Source organism: Bacillus sp. NPDC094077 (assembly GCF_050279465.1).
GTDB lineage: Bacteria > Bacillota > Bacilli > Bacillales > Bacillaceae_G > Bacillus_A.
Window position 1 is genome coordinate 145272 of the sequence record NZ_JBNNUF010000005.1, and the last position, 18383, is coordinate 163654.

The window sequence follows — 18383 nt, forward strand, 5'->3', positions numbered from 1 at the left end:
GCCTAAAAGAATAGCATGTTTTCCCTTAAAAGAAAAATAGAGTGAAGTACTGCTTAAGGGGAGAATTGTGGTACAATACAAAAGTTAGAGTTCAGCACTATCCTGCTATTTGTGGGCAATAAGACTAGAACCTTAAGAATTAGGATAAGTAAAGAGGGAGTCTGGCAGCCCGTAAATGCTCGAATGGTTCAACTAATAATGGGTAGGAGAGAAGTCTCCAGCTAATTATAGTTTCACTTTATCCCGCATTAACGGGCAGTAAAACTTCCACCTCAACGGCTGGAGCAAAGAAGTTAGGTGGGAGATCAACTGCCCGTAAACGCCCGATTGGTTCAACTAATAATCAGTGGGGGGTGAACAAAACCCCCACTGATTAAAGTTTCACTTTATGTAGATGTAGGAGGATTTTTGTATGTCCGATTCGAAATTTCTGCGCGGAACGCTTATTGTTACGTTAGGGACATTTTTAGTAAAGTTCTTAGGCATGATTTACGTCTTTCCGTTTCATGCATTAGTAGGTACAGAAGGCGGAACGCTCTATACATATGGATACATTCCATATACGATCTTTTTAAGTATTGCAACGGCAGGGGTGCCGCTTGCTGTTTCGAAATTTGTTTCCAAATATAATGCGCTTGGCGATTATAAAACGAGCCGGAGAATGTTCCGCTCGGGAATGGTTATGATGATAGTAACAGGAGTTCTATCGTTCCTAGTTCTATACATGACGGCGCCATTGTTTGCAGAAGCAATGCTTGGTAAACAAAGTATACACAATAATGTAGGAGAAGTTACGACGATTATTCGTCTTGTAAGTTTTGCACTTATTGTTGTACCGGCAGCGAGTTTAATTCGTGGTTATTTCCAAGGTCACCAATCGATGGGACCAACTACTGTTTCGCAAATTATTGAACAAATTATTCGTATCGTCTTTTTATTAGCGGGTAGTTTTATCGTTATTAAAGTACTTGGCGGTACAGTTGCAACGGCAGTTGGGGTAGCGACATTTGCTGCGTTCGTTTCAGCAGTTGGAGCGCTCGGTGTATTAATTTGGTACTGGCTGAAACGTAAAAAACATTTGGATCAATATTTAATTGAACAAACTGTACCAGAATCGACAGTAAGTACAGTGCAATTGTTTAAAGAATTATTTGCATATGCAATTCCTTACGTTGTAATTGGGTTAACAATTCCTTTATATCAACAAATTGATACATTGACATTTAACTCAATTATGCAGGCGATTGGTCAAGGTGATATCGCAGAGCGAGCGCTTGGTATTTTCACAATGTGGACGCATAAATTAATTATGATTCCTGTATCACTTGCAACAGCGTTTAGTTTAACGCTTGTACCAGCGATTACAAAATCATTTACTGAAAAACAATATCGTTATTTAAAATTACAAATTACACAAACATTCCAGGCAAATATGTTTTTAACATTGCCAGCAGTTGTCGGTATTTCTTCACTTGCATACCCAATTTATACTGCGTTTTACGATTCAGATCCACTAGGTGGACAAGTATTAATGTGGTATGCACCAGTTGCTTTGTTATTCGCTTTATTTACAGTAACAGCGGCAATTCTGCAAGGTATTAACCAACAGAAGCATGCGATTATTGCGCTTGTAATGGGGGTTATTTTGAAATTTGTATGTAACGTAATCTTTATCCGTTATTTCGGTACAATAGGAGCGATTCTTGCAACAGCAATTGGTTTCATGGCTTCTGTTTGGTACACAAATCAACAAATTAAAAAACACGCATACTACTCATTCGGTGTTGTGTATAAGAGAACATTCCAAATTGCAGTATTAACACTTGTAATGGTTGTGACGGTAAAACTATCACAATGGCTTCTATCTTTCGTGATTTCGCCTGATGGCCGTATCGGTGCTCTTATAACAGTTGTGATTTGTGCAGGTATTGGTGGTCTTGTTTACGGATTGTTAGCAATTCGCACAGGAGTACTTGAAAGAGTATTTGGCGGGGAAGCGTTAGAGAAAATTCAGCGTAAACTTGGTAGTAGATTTAAAATAAAGTTGAAATCAAGAGGGGCGTAATTACGTCCCCTTTTCTATGATAAATAAAGAAGGTGAAAAACGTGAGATTAGATAAATTATTAGCGAATATGGGATATGGAAGTAGAAAAGAAGTAAAGAAATTATTGAAAGACGGCGTTGTGAAAATTGATGGAACGCCAGTGAAAGATGCGAAGTGTCATGTAAATGTAGAAGAGCAAGAAGTTATGATTCACGGTGAAGTTGTGGAATATAAAGAGTTTGTTTATTTAATGATGCATAAACCACAAGGTGTTATTTCAGCTACAGAAGATGATAATCATGAAACAGTAATAGATTTATTAGAATTAGAAGATGCGATCTTTGATCCGTTCCCAGTTGGGCGACTTGATATCGATACGGAAGGTTTCTTATTGATAACAAATGATGGGAAGTTATCACATCAGTTATTATCTCCGAAAAAGCATGTGCCGAAAAAATACTATGCACACGTTGCAGGAGTAGTAACAGAAGAGGATGTAAAAGAGTTTGCTAAAGGTGTTATTTTAGACGATGGTTATGAAACGAAACCAGGTGAACTTACAATATTAAAAAGTGATGATATTTCCGAAATTGAGCTTGTGATTACAGAAGGGAAATTCCATCAAGTGAAGCGTATGTTTGAAGCGGTAGGGAAAAAAGTAGTCTACCTAAAGAGAACAGAGATGGGACCGTTAGTACTAGATGAAGAACTAGAACTTGGACAATACCGAGAGCTAACAGATGAAGAAGTAGAGATGTTAAAAACATATCAAGTAGATACTGAGAAATAGTGCTGTTTTTAAAGCGCAGAAAAGACCCCTTTCTAATGAGTTAGAAAGGGGTATGTATTTATTTACATACAATTATTTTTCATTATGAGGTCATTCTCACTTTCTTTCCTGTTGTTGTCCACTTACCGCGGCAAGGGCTATACACGAGTTCATTAAACTGCAACACATTTAGATCACGTTGTATCGTTCGCGGTGTGATCCCGAACTCATCTACAAGGTCTTTCGTCGTTACCGTTCCGTTTTCATTGATGTACATATAAATTGATTTAATGCGTGTTAGCATACGAGTAGTTGTAGGTTTCAAGAGAAAACCACTCCTCTACTAGTTTTTTTGACCCCATTCAGGAAAGAAGGTCGTTACTACCATTGTACTCTACATGAAAAAATTCATGCTTTAATCTACTTAAATTTTACAAAAGTTTAACAAATTTTCATATAGAAAAATATTGGTAGTTGACATTGTATATCTGTTCAGTCAACTAACTCATAAATTTCTACGTAAAACGCCAAATTCCTGCAAATTTTTTTAAAAAAATAAAAGAAAAACTAATGGGAAATATCTGAAATGTTACAATTGTTCGGCATTAAGTTCTCATGTATGGCATAAGGGATTTCGGTTTGCTATGATGAAAGAGATAATATAGTGAAGGGTGGATGCGTGATGTCAGCGATTAATTGGACAGAAGAAGTTGCAAAACGAAAAGATGAGTTAATTCGTGATACACAACAATTTTTACAAATTAAAAGTGTATGGGAAGAAGAAACGGCGAAAGAGGGCGCACCATTCGGTGAAGGTGTAGAAAAAGCTTTATCTTTCATGTTACATAAAGGAGAAGTAGAAGGTTTTGCCTCTAAAAATTTAGAAGGATATGCAGGTCATCTTGAAATGGGACAAGGAGAAGAATTAGTAGGTATTCTTTGTCACGTTGATGTTGTGCCAGAAGGAGATGGCTGGACGGCTCCTGCGTATAGTGCAGCTATTCGCGATGGAAAGATTTTTGCACGTGGTGCGATTGACGATAAAGGACCAACAATGGCAGCTTATTATGCAATGAAAATTGTGAAAGAATTAGGATTACCTCTTTCGAAACGCGTTCGTATGATTTTAGGAACAGATGAAGAAAGCAATTGGAAATGTGTAGATCACTACTTTAAAAATGAAGAAATGCCAACAATCGGTTTTGCGCCAGATGCAGATTTTCCAATTATTAATGCGGAAAAAGGAATTTCTGATATACAAGTTATGCAAAATGGTAGCGAAGAGAAAAAAGGTGCATATGAACTTGTTTTATTTGATTCAGGTCGTCGTTTAAATATGGTGCCCGATTTTGCAGAAGCAGTTCTTACAGGTGAAGATGTAAATGCACTTACAGTAGCATATGAAGAGTATTTAAAAACTGCTAAAAAAATAGGGAAATCAACTATAGAAGGAAATACAGTGAAGCTGCAAATAGAAGGAATTTCAGCGCACGGATCTACTCCTGAAAAAGGAGAAAATGCAGGATTATTATTAGTAAACTTCTTAACTACAGTTTCTCTTGATGGAAAAGCAAATTCATTTGCGACATTTGTAACAGAAACATTTACTGGTGATATTTTTGGTGAAAAAGCTAATATTGCTTATAAAGATGAGGTTAGCGGTCCGTTAACAGTGAATGTCGGTCGCCTTTCTTATACGAAAGAAAAAGGTGGTAACTTAGGATTAAATGTACGCTACCCAGTTACGACTAACTTTGAAGAAACAATTGCGAAGTTAAAAAATTATGTTGGTACTCATGGATTTGAAGTAGCGGATTATTCTAACTCTCGCCCGCATCACGTTGATAAAGATCACATATTAATTCGTACGCTGCAGCGTGTGTATGAAGAACAAACAGGAGAAAAAGCAGAGTTGCTAGCAATCGGCGGAGGTACTTACGCTCGTTCATTAAAAGCCGGTGTTGCATTTGGCCCGCTATTCCCTGGAAAAGAAGAACTTGCGCATCAAAAAGATGAGTATATTGAAATTGAAGACTTATTAAAAGCAACAGCAATTTATGCTCAAGCAATTTATGAATTAGCGAAGTAATGGCTATGTAAATAATAAGAGACCGTCCCGAAAGGTATTTTGGGACGGTTTTCTGTTAGGGGTAAGTTGCTTTTATTGTCGTATTTTGTTGTTAAGTCGATATAATTTCATTTACTATTGCAACTTTAATGAAGAAGAGAATAAATCTATTCGAAGGTTAGGCTTTAGAGGGTGGCTTCTTTTTACCTGAATGAGATAAGAAAGAAAAGCAACAATAAAAGGAAGGAGACGATGTACATGGATTTGCATTATTTTGTCGCGATTACTTTACCAAATCATATAAAAGAAGTGCTATCTAACTATAAAGAGGAAATGAAGGAGGAATTACCATTTCGCTCGTGGGTACATAAGGAAGACTATCATATTACCCTTTCCTTTTTAGGAAGTGCGACAGAGGAACAGTTAGAGGGAATAAAGAATGGATTACAAACACTTATAGAAGAAAAGGAACTATCGTTCACGTTGCAAGGATTTTCAACGTTCGGCAAGGAAGATAAGCCACGTATTTTTTGGGCGAAGGTAAGTGAGAATCACGATTTGTTTCAGTTACAAAAGCAAGTGCATGCTATTTGTGAAGAAAATGGATTTTCTCTAGAAACACGCCCGTATCATCCGCATATTACTGTTGCTCGTAAATGGGTAGGAGAAGAAACGTTTCATTTAGAACATATAAAAGAAGTGCCTGCTTTATCGTTTCAAGCGGATACGATTACTTTATACGAATCTCACGTGAAGGAAACACCAAAGTATAAATCGATTGCTGAAATAAAATTACAAAAATAGAATGTATGAAAACGTTTTTTATGCAGGTGAATATACTATAGAGAAGAATGGAGTTACTGTATAGAGTCTTGTTGATAAGAAAAGCCTTATCATTTGCAGCTCATTTTATCTTGTAAAGGCCCGGTTGGTGGGGGCTAATAATGAGTGGGGGGATGACCTCTACAGATTAAAGATTCACTTTATTTTAACTTTGAGAATGATGGTGATTTTTTTATGTTGAAAGTAAAACGTCCATTTGATGCCTATTTAGATGAAATGAATAAAATTACAATTTTGCTCCCACATGCGTATGGAACAAGTCGGACATTTCGTTTACAAGAAGGAAACAATGTGAAAGATTTACCGATTGCTCATACTATTGCGCTTCCGGATGCAACGAAGTATGAGTGCTTTATAGAAGAGCCGCTAGATGTGGGGAAGTATTATACAGTACGAGATGAACGGAATGAAGAAACTGATTTACAAATAGGTGCTGTGATTCGAACAGCAATATTTGATGAGAAGTATTATTACGAAGGGACAGATTTAGGAGCTGTGTACCAAAAGGAAGCAACAACATTTAAAGTATGGGCTCCAACCGCAAGGCTTGCGAAGGTAAGAATTTATAAAAGTGATAAAGAATATACCGATTATGAAATGTATAGAGAAGAAAATGGAGTCTGGATTCATGCATTACAAGGGGATCACGATGGAGCTCGATATACATTCCTCGTCTGTATCAATTTAATATGGAATGAAGCGGTGGATCCTTATGCAAAGTCAGTGACTGTAAATGGAAAATACGGCGTTGTGATCGATTTGGAAAATACGAATGTAACAAAACGAGAGAAATTACCACCATTACAGTCAATGACAGATGCCGTATTGTATGAGCTGCATGTTCGTGATGCTACTATTCATCAAAACAGTGGAGTGAATAAAAAAGGAACATATAAAGGATTGATGGAAGAGGGAACAACGGGACGAAATGGGACGTTAACGGGATTGTCTCATATAAAAGATTTAGGTATTACACATGTTGAACTTTTACCTTTATATTGTTTTGGTGGTATAGATGAGGCGAATCCTTCTGCCGCGTATAATTGGGGATACAATCCATTATATTACAATACGCCAACAGGATTTTATGCTACAAACATTTCTGACCCGTATAACAGGATCGTAGAGTGTAAACAACTGATTGAAACATTTCATGAGCACGGCATCCGAGTGATTATAGATGTTGTATATAATCATGTTTATGAAAGAGAGCTATCATCATTTGAAAAACTTGTTCCAGGATATTATTTTCGTCATGGGGAAGATGGTATGCCTTCTAATGGGACGGGAGTTGGAAATGATATAGCGTCTGAGCGGAAAATGATGAGGAAATTTATTGTTGAGTCTATTTTATATTGGCTTACTGAGTACAATGTTGATGGCTTCCGATTCGATTTAATGGGAATTTTAGATGTTGAAACGATGAACAAAATAGAAAAAGAAGTGCGAAATATAAAGCGTGATGCATTGTTATTAGGGGAAGGCTGGGATCTACAAACACCGCTTCCGCTTGAGGAAAAAGCAACGTTAAATAATGCAAGGAAAATGCCATATATCGCGCAGTTTAATGATCAATTTCGTGATGGAGTAAAAGGGAGTACATTTCATATAAATAAACGTGGCTTTGCATTTGGTGGGCATGTAGATTGTCATCATTTGCGGTATATAGCAGCAGGAAGTCTTTTAAGTATGAAAGAAACAGGGCTGTTTCTAGAGCCAATGCAAAGTATTAATTATGTAGAATGTCATGACAACATGACGATGTGGGATAAACTAGTGCGTAGCAATGAAGAATCAAAAGAGATTTTGAAAAAACGCCACCTGCTAGCAACGGCAATGGTAATTCTTTCACAAGGTATTCCTTTCTTACATGCAGGGCAAGAGTTTTATCGTACGAAGAAAGGAAATGAAAATAGTTATAATGCAAATGATGAAATCAATCAATTAGATTGGGATCAAAAAGAGAAAGAGATGGAGACAGTTAACTATATAAAAGGACTAATTGCGATTCGCAAAGAGCATGGAGCATTCCGATTACAGAACGCAGACCTTATAAAAAAGCACATGAATTTCTTGCAAACATCTACAGAAGTGCTTGCATACCATTTACAAAATGTAGAATCATTTGGACCGTGGAAAGAGCTTGTCGTTTTATTTAATAGCGGTTTGGAAACTGAAATGGTGCAACTTCCAAAAGAGAAAACATGGCATGTGTTAGTAAACGAAAAGCAAGCGAAAATAGAGCCAATTTCTTCATTTAGAGGAAAGGAACTTCAACTGGCTCCAATTAGCACGAATATATTGGCGATAATGTGACAAATCGCTACTTGACGATGAGAATGTAATAAATGTAGAATTGACAAAGGTGACGATTTTGATAAGTTGTCATTCTATGAGTGGTTTTGTAAAATAAAATAGAGGATTTTTGGCTTAGGCCAAGTTTTCTTTTCATTTACAGTAATATATATGAATCCACAACATGTGTAGAAATGTTGCGGTTTTTCTTTTCATAACTATAAAAGATAAGGATTTGTTAGCGGGTAATGAATATGGAATGGTTGGAACAATTATTAGGAAAAGAGTGGAGTCTTGTACCGGCTGGTGGAGTAACGGGAGATGCATATGTTGCGCAAAACGGACAACAGAAGTTATTTTTAAAGCGGAATACATCGCCCTTTTTAGCGGTATTGTCAGCAGAAGGAATTGTTCCAAAATTACTTTGGACAAGAAGGGTAACGAACGGTGATGTAATTTCTGCTCAAAAATGGCTTCCGGGACAGAAGCTTGAGCCAGAGGATATGAAACTAGAACGTGTTGCGAAACTTTTGAAAAAAATACACTCCTCTAAAGCACTTGTGCAGATGATTCAAAGACTTGGGAAGCAGCCGCTTCATGCACAAGAGCTCTTACAGCAACTGCAACTTGTTTTAAGAGGAGATATAAGAGTTAATGAAACAATTCAGCAAGGCCTTCAATATTTAACGGATTCATTAAAAGATATTGAATATAATGAATTCGTTGTATGCCATTGTGATGTAAATCATAACAACTGGTTATTATCGGATGAAGATGAGTTGTTTCTCATTGATTGGGATGGAGCTGTAATTGCTGACCCAGCTCTAGACCTTGGTATGTTACTATACTGGTACATTCCGCGCCATGAATGGAGTGAGTGGCTCGGATATTATGATATTGAAATGGATGAATCATTGCTTAGGCGTATGAGATGGTATGTGATAGCACAAACGATTTTATCTATTCAATGGCACACAACAAAAAAACAGCAAGCAGAAGCTGAATATTGGCATCAATATTTACAGCAACTACTTGCCTCAGAATAATACTTAAGAAAAATTGTCCATTCCAGCAATCCACTGAGTAAGTTGTTCTTGATTATTGGAAATATGGTTGTCCAAGTTAGAGGAAGATTTACCCGATTGACTATAAGAATATACATCGTTTAGCATTGCTTTAGCGTCGCTACTTATATTATCGTTTGCGAGTAACGATTGAATGAGGCGCTCTAATTGCTCGCATTCAGAAACTGTCCCGCAGCAATCACTTTGGTGATTGACTAAAATATCTTTCAGCACTTCTAATTGATGTTGTTGATTAATTGGCATGAACGGATCATCCTTTCGATTGTTTTTCTCTTCAAATGTAAGAGAAAAAGCTGTTTCGTCATGGAATGTTTAATGCTGTATGTAGTTTTTATCAAAATGGTACATCTTATACTTGAAAGAAACGGACCGAGTGCTCGTACGTACTTGGTTTTTTGTTTGGTAGATTGATTAAAACAGAAAGAAGGAATCATTCCTTTAAAAATAGCTTTGTAAAGAGAGGGAGACATCTATGCGTTTAAGACATAAACCGTATGCAATGGATCGAATTAATGAGTATTCACATATCGTAATTGGAAATCCAGAGGAGCGCGCTGGTAACTGGAAAGAAGTATTTGGAAACGAACAACCAATTCACATTGAAGTAGGCACAGGTCGTGGCCGCTTTATGTATGACATGGCAAAAGCGAATCCACATATTAATTATATTGGAATTGAAAAATTCACAAGTGTTGTTGTAGATGCACTTGATAAATTAATAGAAGAAGAATTACCGAACTTAAAGTTAATTAATAAAGATGCTGAAGATTTAACAGTTTTCTTTGCAAAAGGTGAAATTGACCGCGTTTATTTAAACTTCTCAGATCCGTGGCCGAAGAAACGTCATACGAAGCGTCGTTTAACGTATAAAACGTTTTTACGCAATTATGAAGAAGTGTTAGTAGAGGGCGGAGAAATTCATTTCAAAACAGATAACCAAGGTTTATTTGAATACTCTCTAATGAGTATGGCTGAGTACGGTATGTTACTAACTTACTTAAGCCTAGATCTTCATAACAGTGACTTTGAAGGTAACATTATGACTGAATACGAAGAGAAATTCTCTAGTAAAGGTCATCTTATTTACCGTGTAGAAGCAAAATATCGTACGGAACCTATGCAGTAATGCATAGGTTTTTTATGTCTAAAATAATCAGAATTTTATGTTAAAATTAGTGAGAGGGGGGATTTGTTATGGGAAAATTACAAATTGGAGATATAAAAGTGACGTGGCTAAAAGGTGGAAACACACATTTAGATGGCGGTGCAATGTTTGGTGTTGTACCGAAAGTACTTTGGTCACGGAAATATAGACATAACGATACAAATCATATTTATTTACGAACGGATCCATTACTTTTGCAAACGAAAGAAGGGAACATGCTTATTGATTCTGGAATAGGGAACGGTAAATTAAATGAGAAGATGAAACGAAATCAAGGTGTAACGGAAGAATCATCAGTTGATGAATCTTTAGAAAAGCTAGGGCTAAAACCAGAAGATATTCATTACGTCTTAATGACGCACCTTCATTTTGATCATGCATCTGGTTTAACAAAATGGGAAGGCGATCATCTTGTACCAGCGTTTCCGAATGCGAAAATTTACGTAAGTGAAACAGAGTGGAATGAAATGAGGAGCCCAAATATTAGATCTCGTAATACATATTGGAAAGAAAACTGGGAGCCAATTGTAGATCAAGTTGTGACCTTCCAGCGAGAAATAGAAATTACGGATGAAATCAAAATGGCGCATACGGGTGGTCATAGTGATGGACATGCGGTTATTGTTCTTGAAAGTCAGGGAGAAACGATGATTCATTTAGCGGACATTTTACCAACACATGCTCATCAAAATGTATTATGGGTAATGGCATATGATGATTATCCGATGACATCGATTGAAAATAAGCAGAAGTGGATGAAGTATGGTGCTGAAAAAGAGGCGTGGTTTACGTTTTATCATGACGCATATTATCGTGCGGTGAAGTGGGATGAGGAAGGGCATATTGTGGAAAAGATAGAGAGAAAAACAATTGTAGAAGCATAAAAAGAGGAGGTTGTCCAAAAATGTCTGTTGGAACAGCCTCCTCTTTTATTGTCAGCTTTTGTTGGTAAATCAATATATTTAAAAAATCGCCGATATAATTTCATTACTATCGGCGATGAAAAAAAGAGGTTCACCTAATGGGAAACCTCTTTTTATGCTGCTATAACCTCTAAAACAGTACCTGTTTTAGCATCAACTAAAAATTCGAATCGTTCTTGTATATCATCTAACATTGTTGTAAGACCGCCGCGATAAACTTCGTATGCGACATCATATTTTTCAAATGTCTCTGGAACCATATGTACCCAAGAGCCAGTAATTTCACCTTTATGACTTAATGCTTGTTTCACCATTTTCAATGCTTTTTCTGAAGAAATATGGGATTGTTCTTGTACTTTGTTTGCAACGAAATAACCAGCTGCGAATCCAACGCCAAGACCTGCTACTAAACCTTTCCAGCTCATATATTCACCTCAATTCTATAAAATAAAAATAGTGTACCGATAATAATTATAATGCAAATGCATTCAAAAAAGAAGAAACTAGAAACATTTCGAAAATTTCGTTACAATAAAAGAGGTATTCTACTAAGGTTTGAAAGAAGGGGACTTCGTGAATAAAGAGACACTACAATTATTTCGTACGTTAACAGAATTACAAGGTGCGTCAGGTTTTGAACATGATGTACGCCGTTTTATGAAGCAAGAATTAAGCAAATATGCTGATGAAATTGTGCAAGATGGTTTAGGTAGCGTATTTGGTCTGAAAAAAGGGGACGAAACTGGCCCGCGTGTTCTTGTAGCAGGTCACATGGATGAAGTAGGTTTCATGGTTACGCAAATTACGAAAAACGGGATGCTTCGTTTTCAAACATTAGGCGGCTGGTGGAGCCAAGTACTATTAGCGCAGCGTGTACAAGTTATGACAAAGAACGGTCCTGTTGTTGGGGTTGTTGGTTCTATTCCTCCGCATTTATTAAGTGATGCGCAACGTGCAAAACCGATGGATATAAAAAATATGTTAATTGATATAGGTGCAGATAGTTATGAAGATGCGATTGAAATTGGTGTAAAACCAGGACAACAAATCGTGCCAATCTGCCCATTTACACCGATGGCAAACGAAAAGAAAATTATGGCGAAAGCTTGGGACAACCGTTACGGATGTGGCCTTGCAATCGAGTTGTTAAAAGAATTAAAAGATGAAACATTACCAAACACATTATACTCTGGTGCTACTGTACAAGAAGAAGTAGGTCTTCGCGGAGCCCAAACAGCTGCAAATATGATTCAACCAGACATTTTCTATGCGCTTGATGCAAGTCCAGCAAACGATGCATCTGGTGATAAAACGCAGTTCGGTCAATTAGGAAAAGGTGCTCTTCTTCGTATTTATGATCGTACAATGGTAACGCATAGAGGAATGCGCGAATTCATTTTAGATACAGCAGAAACACATAACATTCCGTACCAATACTTTATTTCACAAGGTGGTACAGATGCGGGCCGTGTACATACAAGCAACTCTGGTATCCCATCAGCAGTAATTGGTGTTTGCGCACGCTACATTCATACACATGCTTCTATTTTACATGTTGATGATTATGCAGCGGCAAAAGAACTCATTACGAAGCTTGTAAGAGCAACGGACAACACGACGTTAGAGACAATTAAGAATAACGCGTAGAAGAAAGGGCTCAAAAGCTCTTTCTTTTTTTAGGTAGGAGAGATGACCCAGCAATGTGTAGTAGCGGTCAGTGCTTAATTAGTGCTCGAATGATGCATTAAGATCGCGGATAGGGAGAGAGAGGAAGAATGTTTTTGTGTTCGGGACCAGTAATATTGTGGAAATTCACCTTCTTTTATAGATAGAAGGGATTCCCCGGTGGTGTGTGGTAGTGGTTGGTACTTAATTTGTGCCGAAGCGGATATTAGAACAGAATGATGAATTTTTATAGAGGTGAACGAAATGAAAGTAGTAGTTGGCTCGAAGAATAAAACGAAGGTTGGAGCTGTGGAGAAGGTTTGGAAAGATGCCGAAATTACATCTCTTTCTGTTCCTTCAGGAGTAGCAAACCAGCCATTTTCAGATGAAGAGACGATGCAAGGAGCAGTAAATAGAGCGAAGCAGGCATTAAAAGAAGGAGAAGCTCAAATTGGTATTGGGCTAGAAGGTGGCGTAATGAAAACAACGCACGGTTTATTTATGTGTAACTGGGGGGCTTTAGTGACAAGGGACAGTAAAATATTTGTTGCAGGAGGAGCTCGTATTAAATTACCAGATGACTTTTTAACGCCACTTGAAAATGGTAAAGAGTTAAGTGAAGTGATGGAAGAGTTTGTGCAGCGAAAAGATATTCGTAGTCACGAAGGTGCTATCGGTATCTTTACAAATGATTATGTCGACCGAACGGAATTATTTGTACACGTTGTTAAGTTGTTAGTTGGGCAATATAAGTATGATGAAAAGCAAGCATAAACCTTGCACCGTGCGCGATGTATGGTAGTATAAAAGAAAGATTATAACATGAAAAAATGCACTCGTTAGAGGAGGAAATATAGATGAAATCATTAGAAAGCATGGAGCAATTCCAAGAATTAAAAAATGAAGAGAATGTAGTCTTTATGTTCTCAGCAGAATGGTGCCCAGACTGCCGTTTCGTTGATCCATTTATGCCAGAAGTAGAAGAGAAATATAGTGATTTCTCATTTTACTATGTAGATCGTGATGAGTTTATTGATTTATGCGTAAAATTAGACGTATTTGGCATTCCGAGCTTTGTAGCGTACAATAAAGGTGAAGAAACAGGTCGCTATGTAAACAAAGATCGTAAAACACAAGAACAAATCGAAGAGTTCATTGAAGGTTTAAAATAAGGCAATTTGCCAATTGAATTGTAAAACAACCTCTACCTTCGCGGGGGAGGTTATTTTTTTGGAAGGGAGGAAAAAGAGATGAAGATGACAAGTAAAAAGATGAAAGATGAGTTAATGAAGAAATTATCTCGCCCAGAATGGGGCTTTCATTATGACAGCGAGAAAGAAGTTCTACGTATTGAACAGAAAGACTCGAAAAAAGGTATTAACGTATCGCTTCCAGGAGTTGTTGCAAAATGGGAAGTAAACAAAGAAAAGGCGATTGAAGAAGTTGCTTATTATGTACAAGAAGCGCTAATTGCGATGCATAAAGAAGAAAATAGCACAGCGAAAATTTTACCTGTTATTCGCTCTACTTCTTTCCCGAAACAAGCAGAAGAAGGAAATCCGTTTATTATGACGGATCATACGGCGGAAACACGCATTTATTACGCGCTAGATTCTAATAAAACGTACCGATTAATTGATGAGCGTCTATTACAAAAGTTAGAGCTTACAGAACAACAAGTACGTGAAATGGCATTGTTTAATGCTCGCTCATTAGGGTATGAATTTAAACAAGACACAGTAGCAGGTAATACATTCTACTTTTTAAACACAAATGATGGGTATGATGCGAGTCGTATTTTAAACGAATCGTTACTACAATCGATGCGTGAAAAGATTTCTGGTGATATGGTAGTTGCTGTTCCTCATCAAGATGTATTAATTATTGCTGATATCGTCAACGAAATCGGTTATGATATTATTGCACAAATGACAATGAAATTTTTTGCCGAAGGGCATGTTCCGATTACATCACTTTCATTCGTATATGAAGATGGGGACTTTGAACCAATCTTTATTTTAGCGAAGAATCGGAAGAAGACAGATGGAAAAGAGAAAGGATGAACGAAGTGAACGTTTTTTACAACCTTGAAGGAATTGGTGACACTTTAATTGTTGCCTTACAGGATATTACTTTAGAGAACCGTACTTTTGATCGCAAAGGAGATGTTGCACGCGTATACGATCGTGAAAGCAATGCAACAGCAGGATTCAACATCTTTAATGCATCTTCTTACTTAGAAGTAAAAGAAACAGGTAACCTTACATTAACGAAAGAACTTGTAGAGAAAATTAACGAAATTATAGCGAAGAATGGCTTTGAAGAAACAGTAGAAGCTGATCTTTCGCCGAAATTTGTTGTAGGCTATGTAGCTGAAAAAGAGAAACATCCAAATGCTGATAAACTAAACATTTGTAAAGTAGAAATCGGTACAGAAACATTACAAATCGTATGTGGTGCACCGAACGTTGATGCAGGACAAAAAGTTGTTGTTGCAAAAATCGGCGCTGTAATGCCAAGTGGTATGTTAATTAAACCAGCTGAACTTCGCGGTGTTCCTTCTTCTGGAATGATCTGCTCTGCACGTGAATTAGAGCTTCCAGACGCTCCACAAGAAAAAGGTATTCTTGTATTAGAAGACAGCTTTGAAGTTGGACAAGAATTTAAATTTTAATTGCTGTAAGAAAAGAGAGGGTGTCCTTTTGGGATAGCCTCTCTTTTTATTTTGTCAATTTTCGTCGGTAAGTCGATATTCCGTGTCGAATCGTTGATATATTGAGAGTTACGATAGATATATTTGAAAAATCGTTGATATTATAAGGTAAAATAAGGATGTCACCTAGTCATATATTTGACTGATGAGACATCTTTATTTTTTTGTAACCCTTTTTTCTTAGAAACTATATTGTATTTTATAAACAATCTAGTTAAAATTTAGAAAAATAGAAGGGGATAGACGTATGAAACAACAACTAAAAGTCGCAGAACTTTTGAAACGAATTGAAACTTCAAAACAGCAAGATATCGAGTTAGGTTCCTATGAAATATATGTATTTAGCGAAAATGAATTAGAAAAAGGCCAAATTGGTTACCGATATGATAAACATAAAAATTCATTAATAAGTGAAAAAAGTGGAAAGTGGCAAGAGGGATGGATTGTGATCGGATATGAAACGGATATGGGCGATCCAATTTTCGTGAATGTCGATGATGAAGCTTATCCAGTTTATACGGCAGAGCGTGGTACCGAAACGTGGCAGCCTATTTATATTGGAAGTATGGATGAAATTATAAAGCAATTATAAGAAAAAACTTTGATTCCGGTGCAAAGTGATGGGAGAGAAATATGAAGTATATAAAAATAATGAGCGTGATTGCATTCATTGGAATATATATGGAAGGTTGCTCACAAGAACAACCGAAAAAAGAAACATCATCTTCTATACAAGAAAGCAACAAAGATAAAAAGGAAGACGCATCGGTAGAAAAGCAGCAGGAAGAACAAGAAAAGAAAGAAGAACCACAAGCAAATCAAATGAATGAACAAGTAGAAATTAAGCAGGAGGAAGTGCCGGTTCAAGAAAAGAAAGAGGAAACTACGCCAATCCAGCCAATGGAACAATCAGCTCAAAATAATGAACAAAAAGTAGAGAGTAAGGAGAAACAAGAAAAGTTTCTCGTCGTTATTGATCCAGGACATCAACAAAAAGCGAATTTAAATTTAGAACCGATTGGTCCAGGAGCGACTACTCAAAAATATAAAGTGACGGATGGCACAACAGGTGTTGTAACGAAAAAAAGAGAAGCTACCCTTGTATTAGAAATGGCTTTTATATTAAAAGAAAAGCTGGAAGCAAAAGGGATACAGGTATTAATGACGAGAACGTCACAAGATGTTGATATAAGCAATAAAGAACGTGCGACATTCGCAAATAATCATAAAGCGAATTTATTTTTACGCCTTCATGCAGATGGTTCTGAAAATCCAAATCAAAGTGGATTTGCTGTATTGACGCCGGCAGAAGGAAATACGTATACGAAAGAGATTTATGCTGAAAGTCTTCAAATCTCTCAAACGATAGTAAATAAAATGAGAGAAAACAATCAGGTGAAAGTAAATGGAATTAAATTTAGGGACGACCTTTCTGGATTTAATTGGGCAAAAGTTCCTGGTGTGCTATTAGAACTTGGGTTTATGTCGAACCCAGAAGAAGATAAAAAATTATCTGACCCACAGTATGTAGATTCTTTATTGCAAAGTGTAACGGATAGTGTAGATGAATATCGGAAGAGGAAAGCTTAAACGCAGTCTTACATGAGAGGCTGCGTTTTTCCATATGAAAACACTCGTAAATTAGAATATTATGGATAAATATGACATGCTTAATTTTACCTGCACTTTTTGCCGAATGCTGATACAATAAAGGATGTTACTATTTAGTAGAAAGAGTGGTAAGCATGTTAGATTGGATGAAAAAGCTGTTTAACAAAGAGGAAGAACAAACAGCGATGAATAAAGAAGTACCGAAACAAATCGAAAGTCAGCCGAAAATTCCTCGTGTAAACCACTACACTGAAGCAAGAGAAGCACAAATGGCAAGTCGGAATGCAGGTAAATGCCGGTTTCCATTAATACCAGATGATGGATTTGATGAGGATGATGTAAGAGAACAATCTCACTTTGAAGAACAACATGTTCAAAGCGGAGTATATGAGGATCAGCCTACTCAAAGAGGAATAAAAGTGGAAAGAAGTAGACGACCGTATGTGGAGAAGGTAGTTGCTACATATGAAGAGCCGGAAGTGCAATATGAACCGGAGCAAGAGCCTGTCGTAAAAAAAGTATACGTACCGTCGCAAGAAAATAACCGAAGACCATTTCGTCCAACAGAAATGATTTCGCCGATTTATGGATATAATCGTCCTTCAGTAGAGAAAAAGGTAGAAAAGCAGGAGGAAGAAAAGGAAAGAGAAGATCTTGAAATATCTGTAGAGGGTAAATCAGTCGTTGATGCATGGTTAGAGAAAAAAGGATATACATTATCTGATTTCTCAGAAGGACAAACAACAACTCCTTCTTCTAGTGGTGGAGCAGGTAGTCAGCAAAATCATGAAGCGAGTAAAAAGGAAGAAAAATCAGTTGTTGATCAATGGCTAGAGAAAAACGGTTATGAAATTGAGCGTCAAGTACCTTCAGTAGAAGAAAAAGAAGTGGTTCAAGAAATCCGTACACCGCAGGAAGTTCCAGCGGATGAATTCCTTCATAAAACAATAGCTAGGCAGGTAGAAGATGCTCAGCAAGAAAAAGATGTAGTGGTGTTAAACGAAGACATTCAACAAGAAGAATTAGTAGATTCTCAAGTAGAGCACGAGGATACAATATTAGCAAAAGAAATGAGACGTAATACAGAAATAGAAAAACAAACTCCAGAAGATTCAGTGATTGTCAAAGCAGAAGAAAAAATTGAGGAGACAATCATTGTGGAAATACCAGAAGAGTTTGCAGAAATTGCGGAAACAGAAGA

Annotated in this window: 18 protein-coding genes and 1 pseudogene; 16 read left to right on the top strand and 3 right to left on the bottom strand. The window is 37.0% G+C overall.

The window, feature by feature from the left end; genetic code table 11:
* Positions 1-412: 412 nt before the first annotated feature.
* On the top strand, positions 413-2065 hold the full coding sequence (locus ACQKNR_RS14890) for a putative polysaccharide biosynthesis protein (RefSeq protein ID WP_427318568.1): 1653 nt from the start codon (positions 413-415) through the stop codon (positions 2063-2065).
* Positions 2066-2106: 41 nt separating this feature from the next.
* Positions 2107-2835, top strand: coding sequence for a pseudouridine synthase (locus tag ACQKNR_RS14895; protein ID WP_427318569.1), 729 nt, complete (start codon positions 2107-2109; stop codon positions 2833-2835).
* An 82-nt stretch (positions 2836-2917) separates the two neighbouring features.
* On the opposite strand, the gene ACQKNR_RS14900 is transcribed toward ACQKNR_RS14895, so the two are convergent.
* Positions 2918-3139 (bottom strand): DeoR family transcriptional regulator, encoded by a 222-nt coding sequence (locus ACQKNR_RS14900; protein ID WP_000805512.1) that lies wholly within the window; start codon positions 3137-3139, stop codon positions 2918-2920.
* A gap of 357 nt (positions 3140-3496) precedes the next feature.
* Here ACQKNR_RS14900 and pepV point away from each other — a divergent pair, with 357 nt between their 5' ends.
* From pepV to ACQKNR_RS14920, 4 genes are all read left to right on the top strand, one after another.
* Positions 3497-4903 (top strand): dipeptidase PepV, encoded by a 1407-nt coding sequence (pepV, locus tag ACQKNR_RS14905; RefSeq protein WP_427318570.1) that lies wholly within the window; start codon positions 3497-3499, stop codon positions 4901-4903.
* A 237-nt stretch (positions 4904-5140) separates the two neighbouring features.
* A complete protein-coding gene (gene thpR, locus ACQKNR_RS14910) occupies positions 5141-5686 on the top strand; it encodes an RNA 2',3'-cyclic phosphodiesterase (RefSeq protein ID WP_427318571.1) in 546 nt (181 codons plus the stop codon).
* A 213-nt stretch (positions 5687-5899) separates the two neighbouring features.
* Entirely contained in the window at positions 5900-8041 is a 2142-nt protein-coding gene (gene pulA, locus ACQKNR_RS14915) for a type I pullulanase (RefSeq protein ID WP_427318572.1), read from the top strand.
* Between the two features lie 227 nt (positions 8042-8268).
* The gene (locus tag ACQKNR_RS14920; RefSeq protein ID WP_427318573.1) at positions 8269-9066 is read left to right on the top strand and encodes a phosphotransferase; all 798 of its coding nucleotides are present in this window, start codon (positions 8269-8271) and stop codon (positions 9064-9066) included.
* Positions 9067-9069: 3 nt separating this feature from the next.
* On the opposite strand, the gene ACQKNR_RS14925 is transcribed toward ACQKNR_RS14920, so the two are convergent.
* The gene (locus tag ACQKNR_RS14925; RefSeq protein ID WP_001122234.1) at positions 9070-9348 is read right to left on the bottom strand and encodes a YtzH-like family protein; all 279 of its coding nucleotides are present in this window, start codon (positions 9346-9348) and stop codon (positions 9070-9072) included.
* Between the two features lie 229 nt (positions 9349-9577).
* On the opposite strand from ACQKNR_RS14925, the gene trmB reads away from it, so the two are divergent.
* A complete protein-coding gene (trmB, locus tag ACQKNR_RS14930) occupies positions 9578-10231 on the top strand; it encodes a tRNA (guanosine(46)-N7)-methyltransferase TrmB (protein ID WP_427318574.1) in 654 nt (217 codons plus the stop codon).
* Between the two features lie 68 nt (positions 10232-10299).
* Positions 10300-11154 (top strand): YtnP family quorum-quenching lactonase, encoded by an 855-nt coding sequence (locus ACQKNR_RS14935; RefSeq protein WP_427318575.1) that lies wholly within the window; start codon positions 10300-10302, stop codon positions 11152-11154.
* A gap of 152 nt (positions 11155-11306) precedes the next feature.
* On the opposite strand, the gene ACQKNR_RS14940 is transcribed toward ACQKNR_RS14935, so the two are convergent.
* Complete coding sequence (locus ACQKNR_RS14940; protein ID WP_000118537.1) at positions 11307-11618, bottom strand: PepSY domain-containing protein; 312 nt, start codon at positions 11616-11618, stop codon at positions 11307-11309.
* 148 nt (positions 11619-11766) lie between these two features.
* Between ACQKNR_RS14940 and ACQKNR_RS14945 the strand changes: the two genes are divergently transcribed.
* The 8 genes and pseudogenes from ACQKNR_RS14945 to ACQKNR_RS14980 form a co-directional block, all read left to right on the top strand.
* Positions 11767-12840 (top strand): M42 family metallopeptidase, encoded by a 1074-nt coding sequence (locus ACQKNR_RS14945; protein ID WP_427318576.1) that lies wholly within the window; start codon positions 11767-11769, stop codon positions 12838-12840.
* Between the two features lie 282 nt (positions 12841-13122).
* Entirely contained in the window at positions 13123-13632 is a 510-nt protein-coding gene (locus ACQKNR_RS14950; protein ID WP_427318577.1) for a DUF84 family protein, read from the top strand.
* An 83-nt stretch (positions 13633-13715) separates the two neighbouring features.
* Positions 13716-14030, top strand: coding sequence for a thioredoxin family protein (locus ACQKNR_RS14955; RefSeq protein ID WP_000838192.1), 315 nt, complete (start codon positions 13716-13718; stop codon positions 14028-14030).
* 78 nt (positions 14031-14108) lie between these two features.
* On the top strand, positions 14109-14921 hold the full coding sequence (locus ACQKNR_RS14960) for a DUF1444 domain-containing protein (protein WP_427318578.1): 813 nt from the start codon (positions 14109-14111) through the stop codon (positions 14919-14921).
* On the top strand, positions 14918-15532 hold the full coding sequence (gene ytpR / locus ACQKNR_RS14965) for a YtpR family tRNA-binding protein (RefSeq protein ID WP_427318579.1): 615 nt from the start codon (positions 14918-14920) through the stop codon (positions 15530-15532). Before ACQKNR_RS14960 ends, ytpR begins: the two co-directional genes overlap by 4 nt.
* Positions 15533-15818: 286 nt before the next feature.
* Positions 15819-16163 (top strand): thiamine transporter, encoded by a 345-nt coding sequence (locus ACQKNR_RS14970; RefSeq protein WP_427318580.1) that lies wholly within the window; start codon positions 15819-15821, stop codon positions 16161-16163.
* Positions 16164-16204: 41 nt separating this feature from the next.
* On the top strand, positions 16205-17161 hold the full coding sequence (locus tag ACQKNR_RS14975) for an N-acetylmuramoyl-L-alanine amidase (protein ID WP_427318581.1): 957 nt from the start codon (positions 16205-16207) through the stop codon (positions 17159-17161).
* A 155-nt stretch (positions 17162-17316) separates the two neighbouring features.
* Positions 17317-18383: pseudogene (locus ACQKNR_RS14980) on the top strand (DNA translocase FtsK); the annotation flags it as partial.

Bases quoted from the DNA above. Each gene is read 5' to 3' on its own strand.
- pepV (WP_427318570.1), top strand. From the start codon at position 3,497: ATGTCAGCGATTAATTGGACAGAAGAAGTTGCAAAACGAAAAGATGAG.
- ACQKNR_RS14920 (WP_427318573.1), top strand. From the start codon at position 8,269: ATGAATATGGAATGGTTGGAACAATTATTAGGAAAAGAGTGGAGTCTT.
- ACQKNR_RS14950 (WP_427318577.1), top strand. From the start codon at position 13,123: ATGAAAGTAGTAGTTGGCTCGAAGAATAAAACGAAGGTTGGAGCTGTG.
- ytpR (WP_427318579.1), top strand. From the start codon at position 14,918: ATGAACGAAGTGAACGTTTTTTACAACCTTGAAGGAATTGGTGACACT.
- ACQKNR_RS14955 (WP_000838192.1), top strand. From the start codon at position 13,716: ATGAAATCATTAGAAAGCATGGAGCAATTCCAAGAATTAAAAAATGAA.
- pulA (WP_427318572.1), top strand. From the start codon at position 5,900: ATGTTGAAAGTAAAACGTCCATTTGATGCCTATTTAGATGAAATGAAT.
- thpR (WP_427318571.1), top strand. From the start codon at position 5,141: ATGGATTTGCATTATTTTGTCGCGATTACTTTACCAAATCATATAAAA.
- ACQKNR_RS14925 (WP_001122234.1), bottom strand. From the start codon at position 9,348: ATGCCAATTAATCAACAACATCAATTAGAAGTGCTGAAAGATATTTTA.
- ACQKNR_RS14935 (WP_427318575.1), top strand. From the start codon at position 10,300: ATGGGAAAATTACAAATTGGAGATATAAAAGTGACGTGGCTAAAAGGT.
- trmB (WP_427318574.1), top strand. From the start codon at position 9,578: ATGCGTTTAAGACATAAACCGTATGCAATGGATCGAATTAATGAGTAT.
- ACQKNR_RS14940 (WP_000118537.1), bottom strand. From the start codon at position 11,618: ATGAGCTGGAAAGGTTTAGTAGCAGGTCTTGGCGTTGGATTCGCAGCT.
- ACQKNR_RS14960 (WP_427318578.1), top strand. From the start codon at position 14,109: ATGAAGATGACAAGTAAAAAGATGAAAGATGAGTTAATGAAGAAATTA.
- ACQKNR_RS14890 (WP_427318568.1), top strand. From the start codon at position 413: ATGTCCGATTCGAAATTTCTGCGCGGAACGCTTATTGTTACGTTAGGG.
- ACQKNR_RS14970 (WP_427318580.1), top strand. From the start codon at position 15,819: ATGAAACAACAACTAAAAGTCGCAGAACTTTTGAAACGAATTGAAACT.
- ACQKNR_RS14975 (WP_427318581.1), top strand. From the start codon at position 16,205: ATGAAGTATATAAAAATAATGAGCGTGATTGCATTCATTGGAATATAT.